Here is a 17,156-nt window from a genome sequence, read left to right as displayed (position 1 = left end):
ACCCTCTCCCCCAGGGCCCCCGGCGGGCCGCCCCGCGCCACTCCCCGTTTCGCGCGCGGCGCCCCCGCCGGGGGCCCTCCCCCGTACCCGCCGGGGGCCGCCACCGGCGCTAGCCCTTGCCGGTGGCACGTCCGTATTGCAGCAGCGCCCAGGTCACGCAGCCGAAGGAGAGCACGGAGACGACGGAGCGGACGTTGTTCCACCGCACCCACCTGTCCTCCATCCGCTCGCGCACGGCCGCCAGGTCCTTGATCCGGTCCACGGTGCCTGCCGCGTCCAGCTCGTCGTTCATCGGCACGTTGACGGCGAAGGTGATGACCAGCATCGCCACGTACAGCACGACCGCCGCGATCACCCACGGCAGCGCCTTCGACCGCTGGTCCCCGTCCGCGCCGAGCAGCAGCCCGCCGGCCAGCAGCAGGAAGACGATCGCGCCGCCGAAGCTGAGCGCGAACCAGCCGTTCATCATCGCCCGGTTCATGTGCTGGAAGGTCTCGACGAAGCTGCGGTCGCTCGCGCGGGCGAGGCCGGGCATCACCGAGTACGACCAGACGTAGAACAGCCCGGCGCTCAGCCCCGTGGTCAGGACGGCCGCGAACAGCACCGCCGTGCGGAAGTCAGACATTCCAGGCTCCTCTCCCGGCCGCCTCGCGCACGAAGTCGGCGAAGTCGCGGGGCGCGCGCCCCAGGGCCTGCCGCACGCCGTCGGACAGGTGGGCGTTGCGGCCGTCGAGGATCCGCGTGAACAGCTCGGCGAAGATGCCGACGACCTCGGGCGGCAGGTGCCCGGCGGCGAAGCCGCGGAACTCCTCGGGGGTGACGGCCACGTAGCGCACCTCCCGCCCGGTGGCCTTGCTGATCTCGGCGGCGGCCTCGCCGAAGGTGAGCAGCCGGGGGCCGCTCAGCTCGTACGTCTTCCCAGCGTGCCCGTCCTCCGTCAGGGCCGCGACCACCACGTCGGCGATGTCGCGGGTGTCGACGAACGGCTCCGGGACGTCGGCGGCGGGCAGGACGAGTTCGCCGGCGAGGACGGGGGCGAGGAGGAAGTCCTCGTCGAAGTTCTGCATGAACCAGGCGCAGCGGACGACGGTCCACTCGGCCCCGGACTCCTTCACGGCGTCCTCGCTGGGGTGGCACTCGGGCTCGCCGCGCCCGGAGAGCAGGACGAGCCGCCGCACCCCGGCGCGTACGGCCGTTCCGGTGAACGCGCGGATCGCGGCGGCCGCGGCGGGGTCGGCGAGGTCGGGCGGATAGGTGAGGTAGGCGGCGCGCACGTCGCGGAGGGCGGGCGCCCAGGTGGCGGCGTCGTGCCAGTCGAAGGGGGTCTCGCTGTGCCGGGAGACGGCGCGGACGGCGTGGCCGCGCCCGGCCAGCGCCGCCGCGACGTGGCGGCCGGTCTTGCCGGTGCCGCCGACGACGAGGTGGACGTTGCGCTCGGTTGCGTCGCTGTGCTCGCTGTGGTTTGCCATGTCCTCAGTCAAGCCGCGGCGGGCTGGACGCTCCATGGTTCACAGGCTCGATCGCATACGCGAGCGTCTACCCTGAGGCGTATGGACTCGATTGCCGGACTGCTCGACAGCCCCCGTGCGCACGAGGCGCTGATGCTGCGCGCGCTCGTGGAGCCGCCGTGGTCGGTGCGGGTCGTGGACCGCGCGCCGCTGTCCCTCGTGGCCCTGGCGAGCGGCACGGCCTGGGTGGTGTACGACGGCGCGGAGCCGGTGCGGGTGGGGGAGGGCGAGATCGCGATCATGCGCGGCCCGGACCCGTACGTCTTCGCCGACGACCCGGCCACCGCGCCGCAGGCCGTGATCCACCCGGGCGGGCACTGCGAGACGCCGGACGGGCAGAGCCTCGCCGCGGAGCTGGACGCGGACGTACGGACCTGGGCGCACGGCGGCGGCGGCACGACGCGGATGCTCATCGGCTCGTACGAGAACACCGGCGAGATCGGCGCGCGGCTGCTGTCCGCGCTGCCGCGGCTGGTGGTGGTGACGAAGGAGATGTGCGACTGCCCGGTGCTGCCGGTGCTGGAGCAGGAGATCGCGCGGAACGGGCCGGCGCAGCGGGTGGTGCTGGACCGGCTGCTGGACCTGCTGCTGGTGGCGGCGCTGCGGGCGTGGTTCGCCCGGCCGGAGGCGCGGGCGCCGGGGTGGTACCGGGCGCAGGGCGACCCGGTGGTGGGGCGGGCGCTGAAGCTCCTGCACAACAACCCCGCGCACCCGTGGACGGTGGCGGAGCTGGCGGTGCGGGCGGGGGTGTCGCGGGCGGCGCTGGCGCGGCGGTTCGCGGAGCTGGTGGGGGAGCCGCCGATGGCGTATCTGACGGGGTGGCGGCTGGCGTTGGCGGCGGACCTGCTGCGGGAGCCGGACGCGACGGTGGGCGCGGTGGCGCGGCGGGTGGGGTACGGGAGCCCGTTCGCGCTGAGCACGGCGTTCAAGCGGGTGCACGGGGTGAGCCCGCAGGAGCACCGGCTGGCGGGCGCGGCGGGCTGAGGGAACGTACGGGCGCGGCCCGGGGGCGTACGGGACCGGGGCGTACGGGACCGGGGGCGCGCCGGGGGCGTACGGGACGACCGCCGTCCGGCCGCTCACGATGAGCAGCGGCACCCGCCGTCTGCCAGGGTCGGAACATGACCGTCCGCACGGCTGTCCGGCGCCTCCACTGGTCGGCCGTCGTGCCGGTGGCCGCCGCCGTGGTGCTCGCCCTCACCTGGCAGCGCTCGCTCTCCGGCGCCGTCACCGGCGTCGTCGCGTTCTTCCTCATCGCCGCCGTGCTCGCCGCCGTCCACCACGCGGAGGTGGTCGCCGAGCGGATCGGCCAGCCGTACGGGGCGCTGGTGCTGGCGGTGGCGGTGACGGTCATCGAGGTGGCGCTGATCGTCACGATGATGGCCGACGGCGGCGACAAGTCCAGCGCGCTGGCCCGCGACACCGTCTTCGCCGCCGTGATGATCACCTGCAACGGGATCGTCGGCATCAGCCTGCTGCTGGTCGCGCTGCGCCACGGCGAGGCGTTCTTCAGCGCCGAGGGCACGGGCACGCAGCTGGCGACGGTGGCGACGCTGGCCGGCCTCAGCCTCGTCCTGCCGACGTTCACGACGAGCGAGCCGGGCCCGGTCTTCTCCGCGCCGCAGCTCGCCTTCGCCGCGCTCGCGTCGATCGCGCTGTACGGGATCTTCGTCGCGACCCAGACGGTGCGGCACCGGGAGAAGTTCCTGCCCGTGACCCCCGGCGGCGAGGTGATCGACGACCTGGACGACCCGGCGCACCGCCCGTCGCCGCGCGCGGCCCGGCTCAGCCTCGGGCTGCTGCTGCTCGCGCTGGTCTGCGTGGTGGGGCTGGCGAAGGGCGTACAGCCGGCGATCGAGGACGGCCTCGACGCGGCGAACCTGCCGCGGGCGGCGGTGGGCGCGGCGATCGCGCTGCTGGTGCTGCTGCCGGAGTCGATCGCGGCGATGCGGGCGGCGGGGCGGGACCGGGTGCAGACGAGCCTGAACCTGGCGTACGGCTCGGCGATCGCGAGCATCGGGCTGACGATCCCGACGGTCGCGGTCGCGTCGATCTGGCTGGAGGGGCCGCTGAAGCTGGGGCTGGGCGAGAACCAGCTGGTGCTGCTGACGATGACGGTGGCGGTGGGGACGCTGACGGTGACGCACGGGCGGGCGACGCTCCAGCAGGGCGGGGTGCACCTGGCGCTGTTCGCCGCGTACCTCGTGCTGGCCGTGATGCCGTGACGGGGTAGCGGCCCGCCCGCGAGCGCTGCGCCGTCACGGCGCCTGGTCGTCCGCCCGCAGGTGGTCGAGGACCGTGCCGGCGAGGTCGGCGAACCGGTCCAGCTCCTCGGGCGTGAGGCGGTCGACGAACAGGCGCCGGACCTCCCGGGCGTGGCCGGGCGCGGCCTCCTCCAGGGCGGTACGGCCCTTCTCCGTGATCACCGCGTACATCCCGCGGGAGCCGCAGCGCTCCCGGGCGGCCAGCCCGCGCGTCCCCATCCGGGTCAGCTGGTGGTGCAGGCGGCTCTTCTCCCAGCCGGCCGCCCGGCCGAGCTCGTAGACGCGCAGCCGCCCGCCGGGCGCCTCGGAGAGCAGCGCGAGCACGGTGTAGTCGGCGTTGGAGAGGCCGCTGCTGGCCTGGAGCTGCTGTTCGAGCCGGGTCCGCAGCAGCTCCAGCATCCGGAAGGACGTCCGCCAGGCGCGGAGTTCGCGTTCGGTCAGTGCGTGCGCCGCCATGGGGGCCATCCTACGGGGAGTTGACGAATCAACTCAACGGGCTAGGCTTCGAGGTGACACATCAACTCGATGGAGGAGAGAGCCGCATGACCGGCCGCCGGCACGGACGCCGTACGTTCCTCAGGGCCTCGACGGCCGCCGCCGCCACGGCGGGCACCGGCCTGTTCGCCGCGGGCCCGGCCGCGCCGGCACCGGGCCGCGACCGCGAGGACCGCGGCCACCGGGCGCCGCCCCGGGGCCGCCGGTACGTCATCCGGGGCGGCGCCGTGATGTCGATGGACCCCCGCGTCGGCGACTTCGAGACCGCCGACGTCCTGGTCGAGGGCGAGAAGATCGCCGCCGTCCGGCCCCGCGTCGAGGCCGGCGACGCGGAAGTCGTCGACGCCCGCGGGCGCATCGTCATGCCGGGCTTCGTCGACACGCACCACCACCAGTTCGAGACCGCGCTGCGCGCCTTCCTCCCGAACGGGCTGCTGCTGGACGACGGATCGGGCTCACCCAGCGCCGACCCCTCGTACGTCGCCTACGTCCTGGAGCGCTTCGCGCCCGCCTACCGGCCGCAGGACGTCTACCTCAGCTCCCTCGCCGCGGGCCTGTCCCAGCTCGACGCCGGCGTCACCACCGTGCTCGACGTCTCCCAGATCCACCACTCCCCCGAGCACAGCGACGCCGCGGTCCAGGCGCTCGCCGACACCGGGCGCCGCGCGGCGTTCGGCTTCTTCGAGGGCGACGGGCGCGCCGGAGCCCGCTACCCCGAGGACGCGTACCGCCTCCGGGACCGCTGGTTCTCCTCCGCGGACCAGCTGCTGACCATGGTCATGGGCGGCGAGATCCACCAGCCCGAGGAGGTCTACACCCGCGCCTGGCGCATCGCCCGCGAGCTGGACCTGCCGATCGCCGCGCACGCCGTCTCCAGCGCGGGATACCGGCCGATCATCGACGACCTGGCCCGCGGCACCGGCGGCACCGGCAACGACCTCGGCCTCGGCCCCGACGTCCTGCTCATCCACATGACCGGCATGTCCGACCTCGCCTGGCGCCGCGCCCGCGACGCCGGCGTACGGGTCTCGGTCGCGTTCCCCATCGAGATGTCCATGCGGCACGGCGAACCGCCCATCCTGACGATGCAGCGGCTCGGCATGGAGCCCTCGCTCAGCTCCGACGTCGAGACCACCATGGCCGCCGACCCCTTCACGCTGATGCGCTCCGCGATGACCATGCAGCGGATGCTCGTCAACCAGATGGTCCTCGAACAGGGCGACTTCACGCCCCCGAACGCCTACCCCGTCCCCGCCCCGGGCACCCCGCCGCTGCTCACCGTCCAGGACGTCCTGCGGTACGCGACCGTCAACGGCGCCGCGCACCTGGGGCTGGACCGCCGCACCGGCACCCTCACCCCCGGCAAGGACGCCGACATCGTGCTGCTCGACGCCACCGCCCCCCACGTCGCCCCGCTCAACCACGTGCCGGGCGCGGTGGTCTCGCTCATGGACCGCACCAACGTCGAGACCGTGATCGTCGCCGGCCGGATCCGCAAGTGGCGCGGCCGGCTCCTCGGCACGCACCCCGGCCGGCTGCGCCACGAGCTCGAAGCGTCCCGCGACCGCCTCTTCCGCGCGGTGGGCGTCCACCGGGACCTCTTCGCCTGAGCCGCGGCGCCCCCGCCCGCCGGGTCCGCGCCCGGCGGACCCGGGGCGGGCGGACCGGACGGGCGGCGCCCGGCCCGGTCTCAGTGGTGGAAGCCCGGGCGGGCCGGGGCGCCCGGGCCGCCCTCCAGCCGGGCCAGCGCCGCCCGGACGTCCGCCGCCAGCAGCTCGACCTTGTCGTGGCTGATCCCGTGCCTGACCAGCACCCGCTGGATGACGGTCTCCTGCCGCCGCGGCGGCAGCGGGTACGCCGGCACCTGCCAGCCGCGTACCCGCAGTTGCTCCGTCAGGTCGTACAGCGTGAAGCCCGCGCGCGCCGGGTCCGTCAGCGTCCACGACACCGCCGGCAGCGCGCCGCGGCCGTCGTACAGCAGCGTGAACGGGCCCATGGCGGCGATCTGCCCGCCCAGCCACTCGGCGCTGCCGGCCGCCGCCCGGTAGACGCGGCGGTAGCCCTCGCGGCCGAGGCGCAGCAGGTTGAAGTACTGCGCGACGACCTCGCCGCCGGGCCGGGAGAAGTTGAGCGCGAAGGTGGGCATGTCGCCGCCCAGATAGCTCACGCGGAAGATCAGGTCCTCCGGCAGCAGGTCGGCGGAGCGCCAGACCGCCCAGCCGACCCCGAGGGGCGCCATGCCGTACTTGTGGCCGGAGGCGTTGATCGAGGCCACCCGCGGCACGCGGAAGTCCCACTCCAGCTCGGGGCGGAGGAAGGGCGCGACGAAGCCGCCGCTGGCGGCGTCCACGTGCACGGGCACGTCGAGGCCGGTGTCGGCCTGGATCGCGTCGAGTTCGGCGGCGATCTCCTTCACCGGCTCGTAGTCGCAGGTGTACGTGACGCCGAGGATCGCGACGACGCCGATGGTGTTCTCGTCCACGTATCCGCGCAGCTGGTGCGGGCGCAGCCCGGTGGCGTCCGGCTCCAGCGGCACCTGGCGCAGCTCCACGTCGAAGTAGCGCGCGAACTTCTCCCAGCACACCTGCACCGGGCCGCACACCAGGTTCGGCCGGTCGGCCGGCTTGCCCGCGGCCTCGCGGCGCTTGCGCCAGCGCCACTTGAGCGCCAGGCCGCCGAGCATCGCGGCCTCGCTGGAGCCGGTCGTGGAGCAGCCCATGGTGCTTCCGCCCTGCGGGGAGTGCCACAGGTCGGCGAGGATGTGCACGCAGCGGCTCTCGATGCCGGCGGTCTGCGGGTACTCGTCCTTGTCGACCATGTTCTTGTCGAGGCACTCGTCCATGAGCGTGTGCACCTCGGGCTCGGCCCAGGTGGTGCAGAACGTCGCGAGGTTCTGCGCGGCGTTGCCGTCGAGGGCAAGCTCGTCGTGGATGAGGGCGTAGACGGCGCGCGGGTCGGAGACCCCCTCCGGCATCCGGTACCGGGACAGCGCGTGCTCGCTGATGGGCGTCGCGTAGACGTCGTCGTAGGGCGCGGCGGCGGCGCGGTCGGTCTGGTGCAGGGCCACGGTTCGGCTCCTCTCGCCTCGGCGCCCCCATCGTGGGCGCCGGGCGCGGCGGGGCGCGGACCGACACGCGGGGCTCAGCCCGTACGCGCCCGCGGCAGCCCCGCGAGGGCGGCGAGCGGGAACGCGGGCACGTGGTGCCCGTCGCGGCCGGTCATGGGCCCGGCGGCGGTGAGCACGTTGAGCACGGCCTCCTCGACGGCCTCGACGACGGCGGTGTGGAAGGGGTCGACGCGGCCCCAGGGTATGAAGCGCAGGGTCTCGTACGGCGCGTCGTCGGCGCTGTCCCGGTCCACGCGCGGGGGGAACGTGCTGGTGAGAGCGCCGGGGTTGGCGGTGGAGAAGGCGAGGAAGAGGTCGCCGGAGAAGTGGCTGCCGGTGGTGCCCGTACGGGCGAGGCCCAGCGGCACCCGCCGCGCGAGGGCCTTGCACTGGCCGGGCAGCAGCGGCGCGTCGGTCGCGACGACGGCGATGACGGACCCGGCCCCCGGCGGCACGGGCCGCCCGGCGCCGCCCCCCGGCCCCGGGTCGCCGCGGCGCGCCGCCTCCGCCAGCTCCCGCCCCAGCGGCGCCCCCGCCACCACCAGCTCGCGCCGCGCCCCGAAGTTGGCCTGCACGAACACGCCGACCGTGTACCGCTCGGACCCGTAGCGCACGATCCGGGACGCCGTCCCCGAGCCGCCCTTGTACCCGTAGCACCGCATGCCCGTGCCGCCCCCGACGCCGCCCTCCGCGACCGGGCCGCCGGCCGCCGCGTCGATGGCGGCGCCCGCGTGCGCCGGCGCCACGTGGTCGCCGTGGATGTCGTGCAGATACCCGTCCCACGTCTCGGCGACCACCGGCAGCAGCCACTCCGGCGCCGCGTCCGCGCGGTGCGCGCGCATCCACTCCACGACGCCGCGGTGCACCGGCCCGACCGCGTACGTGTTGGTGAGGAGCACCGGCGTCGCGAGCGCGCCGCTCTCCTCCAGCCACGCCGTGCCGGTCATCTCGCCGTTGCCGTTGAGCGAGTGCCACCCCGCCGCGCACGGCGTGCCGACGCCGTCGCGGCCGCGCGGCAGCAGGGCCGTGACCCCGGTCCGTACGTCCTCGCCCTCGACCAGCGTCACGTACCCGACGTGGACGCCGGGGACGTCCGTGACCGCGTTCCACTCCCCGGGCTCCCCGGCCAGCGGAACGCCCATGTCCCGCGCCCGCCCGCGCTCTTCGCTCATGCGCCCCAGTCTCACACCCGGGACCGACAACGCGGCAGAGCGGGGAAGCGGGCGGGCGAACGGGGCCCGGCGGGCGTCAGCCGCCCCAGGGGACCGTGTCGCCGGGCGCCGGGGTCCTGTTCGGAACCGGCTGGTCGAAGGCGAAGTTCGCCGTGGTCTCCTCGCCGTCGCCCCGCGACGTGGCCTGCACCGGGTACGGCGTGCCCCGGGTGGCGACGGAGACGGTCACGTCCGCCCCGTCGTGCTGCCCGGTGACCTCGATGACGGGCGTGCCGTTGACGGTCGTCTCGGCGCCCTTCTGGAGGTTGTCCGCGGTGGTGGCGTCCTCCACGGCGTCGTCCAGCTCGTCGATGCCGCACAGCTCCGCAATGTCGCCCAGACCCCGGTCCTGGACCGTGCCCTGGAGGTAATTGCCCGCGAGCCGCTGGACGTCCTCCGAACGGCCGGACGGCAGGTTGGTCTCCAGCCAGGCGGCGTCGGGCTTCACCCACACGTCGTTGCCGTGCCGGATCAGCTCCAGGCTCCCGCCACCGGCGGCGTAGTCGACGGTGCCGACGCAGTTCTCCGAGCGGTCGGCCGAGAGGTCGAGGCGGGTCGGGTCGTCGCTCTCCAGGCCCGAGCCCTGCGTTTCCATGGTGAGGTGCATGGACCGGGCGCCGGCGAAGGCGTCCCGGGCCTGGGCGGCTATGTCCGCGGCGCTCTGGTCGGCGACGCCGTTGTCGTCCTGTGCCGGGGCGGCGCCTGCGGTGCCGACCAGGGCGGTCGCGCAGAGCGCGGCGGCGCCCAGGGCGCCGAGGGTCGCTTTCCGCGTACGGGGCATCGGACTTCCTTCCTTGGGAGGAAAGGGCAACGCCAAAATCGTACATTCAGGGCAAAGCACCCGCATGGGCGGAGCAGCGGGCGGCGGTCGGCCCGGCCCCGGGCGGCGCCCACACCCCCGGTCCGGAGGCGGCCCGCGCCACCCGCCACCGCCTACGGGAGGGTCAGATCGGCAGCCACTGCCGGACGAGGGGCTCGTTGTCGCCGATCCAGCTCTCCACCGCGCCGGTCTTGCGCTCCGCGCCGCCGGCCTCCTGGATCGCGGCCTCCAGGCCCTGCAGCTGGTTCGGCGTCACCCGGAAGTTCCGCAGCCACTCCAGGGCCTCGTTGTCGCCCCGGCCGTGGAAGTCCCGGGAGACGATCGTGTGCAGCTTGTCCGGGTCGCCGAAGGCGTCGGCGGGGTCGTCGAGGTAGCGGATGTCGTACTTGGAGAACGCCCAGTGGGGGCGCCACATGCCCACCAGGACGGGGCGCTCCTCGGCGTAGGCGCTGTCCAGGGCCGCCAGCATGGTGCCGGTGTCCTCGGCCTGCTGGCGGTACGTGTCGGCCAGGCCGTACTCCGGGATCACCGACTTGTCGATGGTCCTGGTCAGGCCCGCGGTCGGCTCGATCCCGACGATCGTCCCGTCGAAGAGGTCGGCGTGCTCCGGCAGATCGACCAGGGACTCGACCTCGTCGACGTAGTGGGGCACGGCCAGACCCAGATCGCCGGGCTCGTACCAGGGGCCGATGTCCACGACCGAGCCGCCGTACCGCGCCCACGGCTCGGTGTGGGTGCTCGGCAGCCAGGCGTCCATGAAGACGTCGAACCGGCCCTCGGCCACCCCCCGGAACAGGTCGGGAACGGCGTCCTGCTGGACGGCCTCGACCCGGTACCCCTTGGATTCGAGCAGCTGCTTCCACAGCTCCGTGACCGCGATGTCCTCGTCCCAGGCCACGAAGCCGATGGTGACGGTCCCCCGGTCCTTCTGCGCCGGGGCCTTCGCCAGGCCCGGTGCCTCATCGGCACCGCAGGCGGCCAGGGCGGTGGGCGCCAGCGCCCCCGCGGCCACGGCTCCCAGGAACCTGCGTCGATCCAACGCGCGCGTAACCTCTCCCCCGGTGGACATTTCGTCAGCCTAGTGCCCCTCGGGGTGGAAGCACTACTGTTCCCAACAGCGTTACGGGGCAACGAATTCGAGGGGGAGGGCCGGTGTGGTGACGCCGAGGGGGGCGGGGGCACGTCCGGATCAGATACATCCGCGCAAGTGTCCGCACCGATGAGTGCGGCCGTTCAGACAGTTCCGGAGGAGCGGACCGGGAGGGCGCGGGTCGCGGCCTCCGCCGTGGTGAAGGTCGTCGGGACGGGTACGCCACCCGCCCGGCTGCGGCTGGCGGCACTGGTCATGACCCTGGTGACGGTGCTCTTCGGAGCACTGCTGGCCACGTCCGTGTACGAGCGGCAGACGTCGGCCCGCGAGCTGGCGGAGCGGTCCGCGCCGCTGAGCGCGGACGTGGGGGAGATATACCGCTCGCTGGCGGACGCGGACGCCACCGCCGCGGCGGGCTTCCTGCGGGGCAGCGAGGAGTCCCACGCGGACCGCGTCGCCTACCAGTCGAACATCCGCACCGCCTCCCGGCTGCTCTCCAAGGCGGCGGGACGCACCGGTGACTCCTTCGCCGCGCAGCGGCAGATCACCATCCTGAACAAGGAACTGCCCGGCTACACCGCCCTGGTGGAGGCGGCCCGCTCCGCCAACCGGGAGAACAAGCCGGTCGCCAACTCCTACATGCGCTACGCCTCGGAGCAGATGCGCTCCACCATGCTCCCGGCGGCCGAGGACATGTACCACGCGGAGACCCGGCGGATGGCCGCGATCCGCGCCGACGCCTCCGCGCCGCCCTGGGCCGCCTACGGCGCCGGGCTGCTCGTCCTGGCGGTGATCGGCTTCTACTCGTACCGGCTCTATCTGGCCACCAACCGGCGGCTCAACCTGGGCCTGGTGGCGGCGGCCGCGGCGGTGCTGGTCTCGCTGGTCTGGATGGCGGGGGGACACTCCGTGACCCGTTCCTCGCTGGCGGACTCCGACACCCACGGCTCGGCCTCGGTGCAGCTGCTGACCCAGTCCCGGATCGCCGGTCTGAAGGCCCGTGCGAGCGAGAACATGGCCCTGGTGGCGCGGGGAGAGGGCGCCGCGTACTCCCGGGAGTTCGACTACTGGGCCGGCGCCATGGACGACAAGGACAAGGGCCAGCGGCTCATGCAGCGCTCCAGGGGGCAGGCCGAGGACGCGGCCGGGCAGGATCTGGTGACGGACGCCTGGGCGGAGCTGAAGGACTGGAAGAAGCTGCACGACCAGGTCCGGAGGCAGGACGACCTGGGCCACCACGAGGACGCCGTGACCCGCACCATCGGCGGCGAGTCCGGCGGCGAGACCGTCGAGGACACCACCGAGGCCAGCTTCGCCGCTATGGACGGCAAGCTCGCCGCGGCGGTGGACCACGAGCGGAAGCAGTTCCAGGAGCAGGTCGAGAACGCACGCGGCGCGCTCACCGGGCTGCCCGTCGGCGGCGCGGCGCTCTGCCTGCTCGGGGTGGCCGGCGTGATCCTGGGCGTCGGCAAGCGGCTGGCGGAGTACCGGTGACCGCCGGCGACCGCGTCGGGACGAGGGAGGCGACGGCAGTGGGGAACGCGGTATCAGGGCCCGGCGGTACGGCACCGGGCGCCCCGCCGCCGCGCGACCGGCGCCGCGTGGCCGGGGGCTGGGCCGCGGCGTGGCTGGCCGCCGCGTCGCTGGTGGCCGTCGCCGCGGTCAGCGGCGCCGCACCGCAGCGCGAACCGGCGGCGGGAGCGCCGTCCGCGGCGCAGGCGGGCCTGCCGGCGCAGGCCCCCGGGCAGGCGACGCCCGCCGGGGAGGACTGCGACCTCCAGGTGAGCCCGGACCCGGAGACCGGCAGCCAGAACGGGCCCGCCGTCCAGGAGATCAAGGACCGGGGCAGGCTGATCGCCGGGGTGGCGCAGAACAGCTACCTGTGGAGCCACCGCGACGCCGAGGGCGAGCTGAAGGGCTTCGACATCGACCTGGTCAAGCTGCTGGCCGGTGCCCTGCTCGGCGACCCCGGGGCGGTGGAGTTCCGCACCGTGCCGATCGACCGCCGCCAGCAGGCCCTGGCGGAGGGCGAGGTGGACGTCCTGGTGCAGGCCATGCCGATCACCTGTCAGGCGCTCCAGGGCACCCCGGAGGAGCCCGCCGTGGACTTCTCCAGCCCCTACTTCGAGACCGGGCAGCTCGTCCTGGTCCCCGAGCACTCCGACATCACCGGCTTCAACGACACCCTCAAGGGCAAGACGGTGTGCACCGCCTACGGCTCCAGCGGCTACGAGCTGCTGAGCGGCGCGGGCCAGGAGGAGCACGGCGCCTGGATGCGGGGGCGGACCAACGCCCTGGACTGCCTGATGCTGCTTCAGCTCTCCCGCGCGGACGCGGTCCTGACCGACAGCGGGCTCGCCGCGGGCATGGCCGCCCAGGAGGACGGCACCCGCCTGGTCGGGCAGCAGGTCGGCGAGGTCTCCTACGGCATCGCGGTCAAGGACGGGTCGGACGACCTGCTGCGGGTGGTCAACGCGGCCCTGGAAGAGGCCCGAGGGGGCGCGTGGCAGGAGAGCTACGACCGGTGGCTCAAGGACTGGCTGGGCGCGGCCCAGCCCCCGTCCCCCCAGTACGGCTGACCCCGCCGCACACCCCCGCGACACCCGGCCCCGCCCGGCCCCGTACCCGCGGGCCGTCCCGCCCGCGCTCAAGGACGCCTGCCCGTCCGGTTCCGATGTCCAGGAACTGCCGTACGCCCGCCTCGTGGACCAGGAAGGAGACCGCGCGGGCGAGGAAGGACCGCTGCTGACGGGCGATGGAGGCAATGCTCGGGAACCACAACCTAGTCGATGGGACTCAGGGCACGTCGTTCAATCCAGGTCCGACATGTCGAGCACGAAGCGGTAGCGGACGTCGTTGCGCTCCAGGCGTTCGAGGGCGCTGTTCACCTGGGACGACGGCAGCAGTTCGATGTCCGCGGTGATGTCGTGTTCGGCGCAGAAGCGCAGCATGGCCGCGGTGGAGGGGCGGCCGCCGCTGCCGGCGGAGCTGAGCTTCTTGCGGCCGATGAGCAGGTCCAAGGTGTCCACGGTGACCGGCCCGAGGTGGCCGAGGTGGCTGAGGGTGCCGTCCATGGCGGTCATCCGCAGGTACGGGGCCGGGTCGTGGGGGGCGGAGATGGTGTCGACGACCACGTCGAACCGGTCGCGGTTCGCCTCCGTCTGCTCGGAGTCGGTGGACAGGACGAATTCCTGCGCCCCCAGGCCGCGCGCTTCGCCGGCCTTGTCCGGGGTCCGGCTGATGACGGTGGTCGTGGCGCCGAGCGCGGTCGCCATCTTGACCGCGAGGTGCCCCAGGCCGCCCAGTCCGGCCACGGCGACGGTGCTGCCCGGCCCCACTCCGAGCGCCCGCAACGGTTCCCAGACGGTGACCCCGGCGCAGAGCAGGGGGGCCGCGGCGGCCGCGTCGAGGCCCGCGGGGAGGTGGTGGGCGAACCGATGGCTCACGACGTACTCGCGGGAGTACCCGCCCAGCGTGGTCGTGCCGTCCTGCCGGTCGGCTCCGCCGTAGGTCAGCGTCGGGAAGCTCCGGCAGAAGTTCTCCTGCCCGGCCCGGCACATGCGGCAGACGCCGCACGAGTCGACGATGTTGCCGACGGCCACGGGGGCGCCCGGAGCGAAGCCGGAAACGGCGCTGCCGGCATCGGTGACCACCCCGGTGAACTCGTGCCCGGGGACGAGCACGCCGTTCGCGTCGCTCCGGTGCGCTTGCAGCGCGTGGAGGTCCGTGTGGCAGACGCCGCAGTACTCGACACGTACCGCGATGTCGTCCGGCCGCAGGTCCCGCCGCTCCAGCGGCGCCCGGCGCAGGGTCCGCGTCGCGCTGTCCGCGCGCCATCCGGTCGTAGGGCGCATCACGATCTCCTCAGACAGACTGTTCGGTCTGTTTGACCGTAAGCGCACGGGAGCCGAGAAGCAAACAGACGAGTCGGTCTGTAGGCTTCGGGGCATGCCTGCCCAGCCATCCAGCAGCCGCGGAGCCGCGACGTACCAGCGCATCGTCGACGCCGCCACCCGGGAATTCGCCCAGCACGGCATCGCCGGCGCGCGCATCGAGCGGATCATCGCCGCCGCGCGCACCAACAAGGCGCAGCTCTACGGCTACTTCGGCAACAAGGACGCGCTCTTCGACGCGATCTTCTTCGCCTCACTGGAGCGGATCACCAATGTCGTCCCCATCGACGCCACGGACCTCGCCGACTGGGCGGTGCGCCTCTACGACGAGTACCTCAGCCGTCCGGATCTGATCCGGCTCGCAACCTGGGCCCGCCTGGAGCGGCGCCCGACCGGGAATCTCGTGGCGGACCACGACCGCTACGACGACCACAAACTCCGCGCCATCGCGGAGGCCCAGGCCGCCGGGCGCGTCAGGCAGGGAGACCCCTTCGACGTGATGGCCCTGGTCATCGCCATGTCCATGGCCTGGTCGCCCGTGAGCAACGTCTACGCCGCCTCCGCCGACGAGCCCGCGGACGCGCACGACCGGCGGCGCGCCCTGCTCCACGACTGCGTACGACGTGCCGTCGCTCCGGACCGGGGAGCCTGAGCACACCGAGGCGACCGCGCGCGGCCCGCGAACCCGGGCTGAGGGCCCGCGCCGTACGGCCCCCCGCCTCGGATCCGGCCACCTCCGCGTCCGCGGCCCCCCGCTCACTCCCTCACGGGGCGATGTCGGCGATCAGGCCCTCGACGCGGGTGCGGATCTCGTCGCGGATGGGACGTACGGCCTCGACGCCCTGGCCCGCCGGGTCGTCGAGCTTCCAGTCGAGGTAGGTCTTGCCGGGGAAGACCGGGCAGGCGTCGCCGCAGCCCATGGTGATGACGACGTCGGAGGCTTGCACGGCGTCGACGGTGAGGACCTTGGGCTGCTCGTGGGCGATGTCGATCCCGGCCTCGCGCATCGCCTCGACCACGGCGGGGTTGACGCTGTCGGCGGGGGCGGAGCCCGCGGAGCGGACCTCGACGCGGTCGCCGGCGAGGTGGGTGAGCCAGGCGGCGGCCATCTGGGAGCGGCCGGCGTTGTGGACGCAGACGAACAGGACGGTGGGCTTGTCGGGCATCGCGGTCTCGTCTCCCTCATCGCACGACGGCGGAGCGGGGTGGCATCAGCTTCGCCTGATGTGACAGTATCAGCCCATGCTGACGTCAGTCGATACTGAAGTGATCAGGGCGCTGGCCGACCCCCTCCGGCTCCGGATCGTCGAGCTCCTGGCCGTGGAGACGCTGTGCACCACGCACCTGGTCGAGGAGACGGGCGCGCGGCAGACGAACCTGTCCAACCACCTGCGGGTGCTGCGCGAGGCCGGCGTGGTGGAGACGGAGCCGTGCGGGCGCTTCACGTACTACAAGCTGCGCCCGGAGGTCATCGAAGGCATGGCCGGCGCGTTCACCCGGCTCGCCGCCACCGCGCGCACCACCGCCGCCGCCGACCGGAAGAGGGCCTGCCCGTGACCACCGCCCGAGCCACCGGCCCCGCCGGCGCGCCGTCCCGGGAGGACGGCGCGAGCGTCGTCGCCCGGCTGTCCACCCTGGACCGCTTCCTGGCCGTGTGGATCCTGCTGGCCATGGCCGCCGGCCTCGGGCTGGGCCGGGCGGTTCCCGGGCTGGACGACGCGCTGGCGAAGGTGGAGATCGGCGGCATCTCGCTGCCCATCGCCCTCGGCCTGCTGATCATGATGTACCCGGTGCTGGCCAAGGTCCGCTACGACCGCCTCGACGCCGTCACCGGCGACCGGCGCCTCGTGGTCTCCTCCCTGGTGGTCAACTGGCTCGCCGGCCCGGCGGTGATGTTCGCCCTCGCCTGGATCTTCCTGCCCGACCTGCCCGAGTACCGCACCGGACTGATCATCGTCGGCCTCGCCCGCTGCATCGCGATGGTCATCATCTGGAACGACCTGGCCTGCGGCGACCGCGAGGCCGCCGCCGTCCTGGTCGCCCTCAACTCCCTCTTCCAGGTCCTGGCCTTCGGCCTCCTCGGCTGGTTCTACCTCGACCTCCTCCCCGGCTGGCTCGGCCTCGGCGACGGCGAAAGCCTCGACATCTCGATGTGGAAGATCGCGCTCAACGTCGTCATCTTCCTCGGAGTCCCGCTGCTGGCCGGCTTCCTCACCCGCCGCATCGGCGAGCGGAAGCTGGGGCGGCAGAGCTACGAGTCCCGGTTCCTGCCCCGTATCGGCCCCTGGGCGCTGTACGGGCTGCTCTTCACAATCGTGCTGCTCTTCGCCCTCCAGGGCGAGACGATCACCTCGCAGCCGCTCGACGTCGCCCGCATCGCGCTGCCGCTGCTGGCGTACTTCGCGCTGATGTGGTTCGGCACCTTCGCCCTCGGCAAGTCGATCGGCCTGGCCTACGACCGCACCGCCACCCTCGCCTTCACCGCCGCGGGCAACAACTTCGAACTCGCCATCGCCGTCGCCATCGCCACCTTCGGCGTCACCTCCGGCCAGGCCCTCGCCGGCGTCGTCGGCCCCCTCATCGAAGTCCCCGTCCTCGTCGCCCTGGTCTACGTCTCCCTCGCCTGGCGCCGGAAGTTCACCCCCGCCGCGACGTCCGCGGAGGCCGCACCGCGGGGTACGGCCTGACCGAACGCCCTCGGACCCCGACCGGGCTCGCGGTGAGGGTGAGGAGCGGGCGCACGGGCCCGTGGAGCACAATGGCGTCGGC

17 protein-coding genes and 1 pseudogene are annotated in these 17,156 nt (G+C 73.7%); 8 read left to right on the top strand and 10 right to left on the bottom strand.

Going from position 1 to position 17,156, the window contains the following annotated elements:
• Positions 1-109: 109 nt before the first annotated feature.
• Both ACHZ99_RS16835 and ACHZ99_RS16830 read right to left on the bottom strand, forming a co-directional pair.
• Positions 110-625, bottom strand: a complete 516-nt coding sequence (locus ACHZ99_RS16835; RefSeq protein ID WP_420305415.1) for a DUF1772 domain-containing protein — start codon at positions 623-625, stop codon at positions 110-112.
• Positions 618-1,469, bottom strand: a complete 852-nt coding sequence (locus tag ACHZ99_RS16830) for an NmrA family NAD(P)-binding protein (protein ID WP_420305414.1) — start codon at positions 1,467-1,469, stop codon at positions 618-620. The genes ACHZ99_RS16835 and ACHZ99_RS16830 overlap by 8 nt, the downstream gene beginning before the upstream one ends.
• An 81-nt stretch (positions 1,470-1,550) precedes the next feature.
• Here ACHZ99_RS16830 and ACHZ99_RS16825 point away from each other — a divergent pair, with 81 nt between their 5' ends.
• A complete protein-coding gene (locus tag ACHZ99_RS16825; RefSeq protein ID WP_420305413.1) occupies positions 1,551-2,492 on the top strand; it encodes an AraC family transcriptional regulator in 942 nt (313 codons plus the stop codon).
• A gap of 137 nt (positions 2,493-2,629) precedes the next feature.
• On the top strand, positions 2,630-3,733 hold the full coding sequence (locus tag ACHZ99_RS16820; protein WP_420305412.1) for a calcium:proton antiporter: 1,104 nt from the start codon (positions 2,630-2,632) through the stop codon (positions 3,731-3,733).
• A gap of 33 nt (positions 3,734-3,766) precedes the next feature.
• Here ACHZ99_RS16820 and ACHZ99_RS16815 read toward each other — a convergent pair whose 3' ends face one another.
• On the bottom strand, positions 3,767-4,228 hold the full coding sequence (locus ACHZ99_RS16815) for a MarR family winged helix-turn-helix transcriptional regulator (protein WP_420305411.1): 462 nt from the start codon (positions 4,226-4,228) through the stop codon (positions 3,767-3,769).
• Positions 4,229-4,314: 86 nt separating this feature from the next.
• Here ACHZ99_RS16815 and ACHZ99_RS16810 point away from each other — a divergent pair, with 86 nt between their 5' ends.
• Complete coding sequence (locus ACHZ99_RS16810) at positions 4,315-5,877, top strand: amidohydrolase family protein (protein ID WP_420305410.1); 1,563 nt, start codon at positions 4,315-4,317, stop codon at positions 5,875-5,877.
• Positions 5,878-5,957: 80 nt separating this feature from the next.
• Here the strand turns inward: ACHZ99_RS16810 and ACHZ99_RS16805 are convergent, their stop codons facing one another.
• The 4 genes from ACHZ99_RS16805 to ACHZ99_RS16790 all read right to left on the bottom strand — a co-directional run bounded on the left by ACHZ99_RS16805 (position 5,958) and on the right by ACHZ99_RS16790 (position 10,443).
• A complete protein-coding gene (locus tag ACHZ99_RS16805; protein WP_420305409.1) occupies positions 5,958-7,334 on the bottom strand; it encodes a glutamate decarboxylase in 1,377 nt (458 codons plus the stop codon).
• 74 nt (positions 7,335-7,408) lie between these two features.
• Entirely contained in the window at positions 7,409-8,545 is a 1,137-nt protein-coding gene (locus ACHZ99_RS16800) for a P1 family peptidase (RefSeq protein ID WP_420305408.1), read from the bottom strand.
• 76 nt (positions 8,546-8,621) lie between these two features.
• The gene (locus tag ACHZ99_RS16795; RefSeq protein WP_420305407.1) at positions 8,622-9,365 is read right to left on the bottom strand and encodes a hypothetical protein; all 744 of its coding nucleotides are present in this window, start codon (positions 9,363-9,365) and stop codon (positions 8,622-8,624) included.
• A 163-nt stretch (positions 9,366-9,528) separates the two neighbouring features.
• A complete protein-coding gene (locus tag ACHZ99_RS16790; RefSeq protein WP_420305406.1) occupies positions 9,529-10,443 on the bottom strand; it encodes a glycine betaine ABC transporter substrate-binding protein in 915 nt (304 codons plus the stop codon).
• 180 nt (positions 10,444-10,623) lie between these two features.
• On the opposite strand from ACHZ99_RS16790, the gene ACHZ99_RS16785 reads away from it, so the two are divergent.
• The gene (locus tag ACHZ99_RS16785; RefSeq protein WP_420305405.1) at positions 10,624-11,988 is read left to right on the top strand and encodes a hypothetical protein; all 1,365 of its coding nucleotides are present in this window, start codon (positions 10,624-10,626) and stop codon (positions 11,986-11,988) included.
• Positions 11,989-12,095: 107 nt separating this feature from the next.
• Complete coding sequence (locus ACHZ99_RS16780; protein WP_420305404.1) at positions 12,096-13,073, top strand: transporter substrate-binding domain-containing protein; 978 nt, start codon at positions 12,096-12,098, stop codon at positions 13,071-13,073.
• Between the two features lie 85 nt (positions 13,074-13,158).
• Here the strand turns inward: ACHZ99_RS16780 and ACHZ99_RS16775 are convergent.
• Together ACHZ99_RS16775 and ACHZ99_RS16770 are read right to left on the bottom strand one after the other, a co-directional pair.
• A pseudogene (locus tag ACHZ99_RS16775) lies at positions 13,159-13,269 on the bottom strand (SAM-dependent methyltransferase); the annotation flags it as partial.
• Between the two features lie 35 nt (positions 13,270-13,304).
• Positions 13,305-14,348: an NAD(P)-dependent alcohol dehydrogenase gene (locus ACHZ99_RS16770; RefSeq protein ID WP_420305403.1), complete on the bottom strand. Its 1,044-nt coding sequence runs from the start codon at positions 14,346-14,348 to the stop codon at positions 13,305-13,307.
• 94 nt (positions 14,349-14,442) lie between these two features.
• Here ACHZ99_RS16770 and ACHZ99_RS16765 point away from each other — a divergent pair, with 94 nt between their 5' ends.
• Positions 14,443-15,039 (top strand): TetR family transcriptional regulator, encoded by a 597-nt coding sequence (locus ACHZ99_RS16765; protein WP_420305402.1) that lies wholly within the window; start codon positions 14,443-14,445, stop codon positions 15,037-15,039.
• Positions 15,040-15,151: 112 nt separating this feature from the next.
• Here the strand turns inward: ACHZ99_RS16765 and ACHZ99_RS16760 are convergent, their stop codons facing one another.
• Positions 15,152-15,553 (bottom strand): arsenate reductase ArsC, encoded by a 402-nt coding sequence (locus ACHZ99_RS16760; RefSeq protein ID WP_420305401.1) that lies wholly within the window; start codon positions 15,551-15,553, stop codon positions 15,152-15,154.
• A gap of 76 nt (positions 15,554-15,629) precedes the next feature.
• Between ACHZ99_RS16760 and ACHZ99_RS16755 the strand changes: the two genes are divergently transcribed.
• Positions 15,630-15,944: an ArsR/SmtB family transcription factor gene (locus ACHZ99_RS16755; RefSeq protein ID WP_420305400.1), complete on the top strand. Its 315-nt coding sequence runs from the start codon at positions 15,630-15,632 to the stop codon at positions 15,942-15,944.
• Positions 15,941-17,074: an ACR3 family arsenite efflux transporter gene (gene arsB / locus ACHZ99_RS16750; protein WP_420305399.1), complete on the top strand. Its 1,134-nt coding sequence runs from the start codon at positions 15,941-15,943 to the stop codon at positions 17,072-17,074. The genes ACHZ99_RS16755 and arsB overlap by 4 nt, the downstream gene beginning before the upstream one ends.
• The last annotated feature ends 82 nt before the right edge of the window (positions 17,075-17,156 follow it).

The organism is Streptomyces sp. MAR4 CNX-425 (assembly GCF_048656465.1).
In the GTDB taxonomy this organism is placed as follows: Bacteria; Actinomycetota; Actinomycetes; order Streptomycetales; family Streptomycetaceae; genus Streptomyces.
The sequence above is the reverse complement of the archived record's forward strand: the minus strand, read 5'-3'. Positions and strand labels throughout refer to the sequence as shown.